Origin of the sequence: Vibrio sp. 11-4(1), from assembly GCF_013048625.1 — a bacterium.
Taxonomy (GTDB): domain Bacteria; phylum Pseudomonadota; class Gammaproteobacteria; order Enterobacterales; family Vibrionaceae; genus Vibrio; species Vibrio diabolicus.
Genome location: NZ_VHSY01000028.1, coordinates 1 through 6,757 on the forward strand (window position 1 = coordinate 1; position 6,757 = coordinate 6,757).

General features: G+C 40.2%; 8 protein-coding genes. All 8 read right to left on the reverse strand.

Annotation, left to right across the window (positions count from 1 at the left end; genetic code table 11):
* Positions 1 to 216: 216 nt before the first annotated feature.
* The 8 genes from FKN16_RS23695 to FKN16_RS23750 all read right to left on the reverse strand — a co-directional run bounded on the left by FKN16_RS23695 (position 217) and on the right by FKN16_RS23750 (position 6,426).
* Positions 217 to 624: a hypothetical protein gene (locus tag FKN16_RS23695; protein WP_170903684.1), complete on the reverse strand. Its 408-nt coding sequence runs from the start codon at positions 622 to 624 to the stop codon at positions 217 to 219.
* Between the two features lie 109 nt (positions 625 to 733).
* Positions 734 to 1,609: a hypothetical protein gene (locus FKN16_RS24850; protein WP_195764979.1), complete on the reverse strand. Its 876-nt coding sequence runs from the start codon at positions 1,607 to 1,609 to the stop codon at positions 734 to 736.
* 180 nt (positions 1,610 to 1,789) lie between these two features.
* A complete protein-coding gene (locus tag FKN16_RS23715; protein ID WP_206989807.1) occupies positions 1,790 to 2,161 on the reverse strand; it encodes a VOC family protein in 372 nt (123 codons plus the stop codon).
* Positions 2,162 to 2,303: 142 nt separating this feature from the next.
* Entirely contained in the window at positions 2,304 to 2,735 is a 432-nt protein-coding gene (locus FKN16_RS23725) for a hypothetical protein (protein ID WP_170903685.1), read from the reverse strand.
* A 146-nt stretch (positions 2,736 to 2,881) separates the two neighbouring features.
* Complete coding sequence (locus FKN16_RS23730) at positions 2,882 to 3,307, reverse strand: hypothetical protein (protein ID WP_170903686.1); 426 nt, start codon at positions 3,305 to 3,307, stop codon at positions 2,882 to 2,884.
* A gap of 1,190 nt (positions 3,308 to 4,497) precedes the next feature.
* A complete protein-coding gene (locus tag FKN16_RS23740; protein ID WP_025580543.1) occupies positions 4,498 to 4,878 on the reverse strand; it encodes a hypothetical protein in 381 nt (126 codons plus the stop codon).
* 141 nt (positions 4,879 to 5,019) lie between these two features.
* Positions 5,020 to 5,904 (reverse strand): Kiwa anti-phage protein KwaB-like domain-containing protein, encoded by an 885-nt coding sequence (locus tag FKN16_RS23745; RefSeq protein ID WP_170903687.1) that lies wholly within the window; start codon positions 5,902 to 5,904, stop codon positions 5,020 to 5,022.
* Positions 5,905 to 6,426, reverse strand: a complete 522-nt coding sequence (locus tag FKN16_RS23750) for a hypothetical protein (RefSeq protein ID WP_124941992.1) — start codon at positions 6,424 to 6,426, stop codon at positions 5,905 to 5,907.
* Positions 6,427 to 6,757 lie beyond the last annotated feature (331 nt).

Sequence of the window (6,757 nt, forward strand, 5' to 3'; positions counted from 1 at the left end):
GCAAAAAGCTCGAATTTGTCTTGTTCACCGCCACCCTTATGTGGCATGGGAATCTCTTTAAAATCTAATATTGCCATCCGTATTTCCTGCTTGTGAACATAACGCCTTGTTAAGGTGTGAGGCACGCAATACCTAAGCTTCCGCATAATACCTTAACCACTAAAACCAACGCATAGTAAAAATGCCATGCGTGCCGAATCACTCTTGAACAATTTGTTAGGCGCCTTTTCGCAAGTCATCCCTTAACGCACTAATAATTTGCCTTGCATTCGAGTCTACTTTATCAAAAAGTTCACTTTCCTTTTGGGAGCCCGTTTCACAATCATGTAATTCCGCGCGATCAAACATATGACTATCGATGAGTTTTTGCAGTTCAGTACTTTCAACAAGTAAAAGGGTTTGTGATAAAGAACCTAAGTCTTCAAATGGACCTTTACCTTCATTTTTAAAACCCATATTAGCTAAATCTTCCACAGCAGCTGAATAGGCAACTAACTTTTTATCTCTAAGCCAATTGTTTAACTCTTTTTTTACTATGAACGGTTGAAGCACAAAAATGTCGATTAGTTTTACAAGCAGCCCACCGACACCGAAAGCTGCAGCTAACTGAATAAAATTTCCCACTAAAACTCCTAAGTGCCTAACGCCGCGTTAAGGTGTGAGTAACGCAATACCGAAGCTTCCGCATACCACCTTAAACACGAAAACTTACGCATAGTAAAAATGCCACGCGTTACGAATCACTCTTAAACGCTTTGTTAGGGGCGTACTGATATTCATTTTGCAGTTCATTCAGCGTCGTGACATGAAGTTTAACTTTAACATTGTAACGATTGATAAAGTTACGCAAAGTATGTTCAAGCAACCCTAGCTCAAAGTTGGGAGTATCCATAACAGCAAAAATATGCAGGGTAAACTCCTTAGGATCAAAACCTTGGAAATGCTGTGATACCAGTTCTGATTGTTCTAACACCCTAGCTAACCTTGACGGATCTACATTTCGACTTCTGAACAACTTAACTTCTACCGCATGCACTTCAGTTTCAGTAATGCCTACAGCATCATATACCGCTGCACTACGCAAATTAGGAAGGTCGAACCTAACGTCGGTCTTAAAGTTAATAGACAAGTCCTTAGACATTTTATTTACTGCAAGTTTTTCAGCAAATGTGACATCTGCCATCAATTGACGATGAGTTGCAGTTCTCAATTCAATGACACTCTCTTCGGATTGATGGGCTTGCTGCTCCTTGTCATTTGCATCAGTCGTAGAAGACGCGTTACCTGAAGCATCTTCAGCTTCAATTTCTTCAATCTCTTCTTGTAACTTTCTGCCCTGCTCTTCTGGTGACGCTTTACCATAAGGATTAATGAAGTGTTTCTCATCTTTATAATCTGATGGCGCGTAGAGAACTCGGTGGTTGAAGTTCAAAGTTAAGAAAAAAGCACCGACCAAAAATATGGGAAAAAACATTAAGAACCAAATGTAAACACTCTGGTTTTCAGGTTCAATGAACGGTAAAACTGTCGTTCCACTTATTTCTGCAATAGCTGCAAACATAGCAATTACTGTGAGCGGATTCTTAATATGCCCAATTTTTTCTACCAACGTAGAACTCCTATTACTTTTTGACAAACTTGCCACATCGAAAAGCCCCTAACGCCCTGTTAAGGGGTGAGCAACGCAATACCTAAGCCGCCGCAAACCACCTTAATCACTAAAACCAACGCATAGTAAAAATGCCACGCGTTGCGAATCCCTCTTGAACAGTTTGTTAGGGCGCAGAGCCTATTGATACACGCTGACTTCTATCAAGTTTTTATCAAGATCCAAAAAATAGACCGATTGGATTGCACCAACAGCTCCTGATTTTTCGACTGGACCCTCTATGATTTTGACATTTTCTTTGACTAAATGGTTTACCACTGATGTCAACGGCCAATCTGAAATTAAGCAAACATCACCTGAACCAACATTAGCTACATTTCGCGGTTCTTGGCCAAGAAGCTGAAAGTTAATCTTTTGATTTCCGAACGTTACAGCCTTACGGCCATTGGCAAAAATCACCTCTTCCATGCACAAAACCCGTTTATAAAAGTCCACTGATTTTTCTATGTCGGAGACTGTGAGAACAATATGATCTATGTGATGAATCATCATTTTACTCCTTGCGCCCTAACGCCCTGTTAAGGTGTGAGCAACGCAATACCGATGCTACTGCAAACCACCTTAAACACAAAACGCAACGCATAGCAAAAATGCCAAGCGTTGCGAATCACTCTTAAACAGATTGTTATACGAATTATTGTTCACTCAACGCTTTGGCTTCAAATTTGGTATACCACTCAACGAGATGCTCCGAGTGCAAAGTTTCGCTGAATACTGTAAGTGACTTCTTTGAATCAATTTTTTCAATTGACTCAATAAGTTCTTGTGAAGGGAACAATGCTAGATATGCTCGTTCAACTGATACATATGAATGCTTTAGAGTCTTCAATGACTCCAAAATAATTGATACGCCATCTACTTTTACATCTTTTCGATTAAGCAATTTCTGAGCTATTTTTTCGCCAAAACACTTCACTAAAAATTGCTCACATGAACTTTTATTATGAACACAAACCGCTAAATCAACTGATAGTTCTTTAGCCCTTTCAACTGCGAAGCTAACGATTCCAGCATGTGCGCCATTTTGCAAAAGCTCCCATTCTTTAATGAAATAAAACCTTTCCATGTAAACTCCTTTTAATTCGTATAACGCCAAATTAAGGTGTGAACAACGCTTACACCTTGCCTAAAGCATTGTGCCATAAACACTAAACTGGCTTGAAGTGAAAGCGCCGAGCGTTGTGAATCACTCTTAAATTTCTTGTTATGTGTTTACTCAAAGTAACCCTCGGAAGCAATTGCAACCGATTGAAAGTACAACCCTTCACCTTCTTCTAAGTCAGGAAGAGTTGGACGCCAGAAAGATAACTGAAGCTCTTTAAATACGTAGCTATAGCCCAACTCTGGATCAGAATGGTCATAGTTACCTTCTAGCTGAATTCGTTCGAGCACTTTAGCCGCTAATGTCGTATGCACATCAAAGCCAAGCAATGTCGTTGAAAACAACTCAGACCCAGCGGCTTCAATGAACTCAACTCTTCCTTCATTATCAAAATCTACCATGAGACCGTCTAAAAAATGATGGCGATGTCCATAGATGCAATCAGGAGTTCCGATAACATTGCTCACTTCAGTTTCTGTCATACCGAGCTTAACTGGACCGATTGAGTTTCCTAGTTGAATTTCGAAAATTTCCATTTTTATCCTAAAAACACATAACGCCCAATTAAGGGGTGAGCAACGCTACCACCCAACCCAAAGCATTGTACCGTAACCACTAAAGTTGAAGTAGAAACAAAAATGCCAAGCGTTGGGAATCCCTCTTAAATTGTTTGTTATGTTTACCACAACCACATGATTTAATTGAGAAAGAACTGCGATTTCTAACGTTTTTTCTGAGCTAGACCACAACGCAAGAACCAACTTGACCGCCAAAGGCGATAAACCAACAACAAGTAATGCCACTTCCCTGCCCAATGAGGCAACCCGCCGAAGTAACAACAAGCGCCCTTTCTTTCCAATCACAGCGCAAGACAATGGAAAATTGCCGAGGCAACTGCCAAGCAAATATGCTGATTGACCAAGAACCTCACAGCGACTTTAAGCCAGAGAACTAAAACCTAGCCAGCTCGACCTGAAAATGAAGCAACCCACGAATATTGGCATGTTTTACAGCCGAAGAAACTCAAGAACTTAGACCGATAATGCCGATTTTCTGAGGCAACTAGGACGAATGGCCAAAGGGACAAAGAACAGAGTTCGAAGAGTTTTTAAACCACTGAAATACAAGTAAACATAACGCCCTGTTAAGGGGTGAGCAACGCAATACCGAAGCCGCCGCATACCACCTTAATCACTTAAACCAACGCATAGTGAAAATGCCACGCGTTGCGAATCCCTCTTGAACAGTTTGTTAACTGAGCGCCTTTCAGCTTTCGCCGATCTTACAGCCACTTTAGCCAAGGCTGGTTTTCCTAATTAATGATTAGTAAAGCTAACTCAAATATGTATTTAACTAAAAGATTACCGTTTACCTTTAGTTTGAAATGCGTCTCACAACACCATACTTCGGCGATGTAAGTGCGCCGAACTAATCGCGAATGCCTTATATTATTAGAAGGCTTTGTGCCGCCTTTCTCATGAATAAACTTAAGTACCAAATTGAAATTAGTCGCATTAGCTTAATTAAGGGAACCGACCAAACACGCTAAACCTCTGAACCTAGTAACGGTATCAATGTGCTTTCATATTTTCTGCGCCAGTTAACGCCTTGTTAAGGGGTGAGCAACGCAATATAGAAGCCACCGCATACCGCCTTAAACACTAAAACCAACGCACAGTAAAAATGCCACGCGTTGCGAATCCCTCTTGAACAATTTGTTAGCAGTTTAGTCGCAGTGCCCCTTGATGTTACCTACGAACATATTTGCCCCATTAAAAGCCCCAAAACCATTGATGGACTTTGTATATACAGCTTTTCCTGAATCTGGATATACAGCCCAAGTTTCGATAGTCGATTCGCCACTATTGCTAACATCAGCGCAGATTAATGTAGCTGCACCAGCTTGAAAACAACTCATGTTATTTGGAGAGACGCTACTTTCATCACCTTTAAATTCAACAATGAATTTTTGAGATGAAATGCCATCTTTGCCTATTTCAAAACTTTCGATTTGACGTGTAGAAAAGCCTTTTAGATCGCCAACAACATAGCAACTAGCTTGACTGGTAAATGATACTAACAAAAAAACAAAAGTGAGATACTTCATAACTTCTCCAAACTGCTAACGCCGCATTAAGGTGTGAGCAACGCTACCACGAAACCTAACCATACCACCGTAAACACAAAACCCAACGATGACATCAAAAATGCCAAGCGTTGGGAATCACTCTTAAATGCTTTGTTAGCACTATATTTCGCGCTTTGAGTTCGTTAAGTAATTACTACCTGACAAAGGACCCTTATATATATCTTCCAATAGAAAATGGAGAACTTCTTTTAGCTCACGTTTATCAGATGGAAGAACAAGCTTACCTTGATTAACGGTGATTGGGACGTTTGGGAACCCCTGCGCGGCGGTTTGGATTTCAGCGACAGAATAGTTGTCTAATAGTGCAGTCGATGAAATCGTATGTACCATTTTCCTGACTTGACTATCTGCTTCAGCAACAAAATTTTCAGTATCTGCCACTTCTAAAGAGGAATGCTGACAAATTGCATTGAGATCTGTATCTGTAGCTTCTTGGTAAAAGTTGGCTAAGTTGAATACCATTCGAGCATTGTGAAAACTTTTGAACTTCGTACGATTGCCAACAATGACCGCTACTAACTTATTGTCTAAAGTGAAAATGTCTTCAGTTGCCTTTACAAACGTATTACCTGTTTGCATTTTGATGATCGGAATTTGACTTAAAGAAAGAGCTTGGCGACTAGAGAACTTCTGAACTAATACAGTTGTCTCGTTGTTTTCTACAAACCCTGTAAATACTGCCTTAATCGGTTCCGAAGCAAAGTTAGATAATTGAAGAGCATGAAATGAGCTAGCATTGGCACTAATTGCATCCACCATTACTTGAGCTTCATCTACGTCAGTTAAAACCAGCACTTCATTTGTATCAGGCTTCCAGTCACCATTAAATGGCACTTCAGTATCAACGTCATGATTAAAGCTAATTAATTGCTGACTGAATAAACTGACGAGTTCATTTTGTAATGGACCTTGAACTCGAATTCGTTTTACCTGAGTATTGCCGCTATCATCTTTTATAAGCGCAAAAAAGTTTTGACTAGCCAATTAATCTTCCCCTATATCAAGGACAATATATTCCGTTAACTGAACCACTACTAGCGGATCGCTAGCTCGCCGAAGTTCTTTCTTTGTAATAAGTACATACGTCACACCCTCGGGTGTTCCTACTTTATAAAAATGCCACTTCATTATGCCTAAAAGTGGATTGAAGTGATAACTGTATCCCGTACTGGTTATAAGGGCAAATATAATTAAAATTGGTGCCCATACAACCCAATTTAGTGCATCAAAACTAGCTGTGAATAGTGGTAAGAGATATAACAACAGAAAAGCCATATTCTCACGATCTGCGGCTTCAATTGAAGACACTTGAAAAGAGAACGATTCCAAGTTGTTTTTTGCGTATCTCAAAACCCAGATACAAACCAGAACTAAAAATAATGATGCCGCTATAGAAAGCCCTGCAAACTCCTTTTTATCTGCAAACCATGCGACCCAAGCATAACTAAACCCAACGGGTGCTATGGCTGTGCATGTGAGCATAATTTTTGCTAACCAACTAAGCATACGACCCCCTGACTGTTTTTATATACAGTTATTTTAGATCAATTTGTACCGCGTGACTACAAACGTACGCTTATAGTGCTAACGCCTTGTTAAGGTGTGAGGCACGCAATACCGAAGCCTCCGCATACCACCTTAACCATTAAAACCAACGCATAGTAAAAATGCCACGCGTGCCGAATCACTCTTGAACAATTTGTTATAAGGCTTGGATTCAAGTACGAAGTGCGACACCTCTGAACATAAAAACAGTGAGATGCGATAATCATGAAGTTTGCTCCCGCCAAGAAGTAAAAAACATGAAATACACACACCTCACTGAGAACGAAAGGTA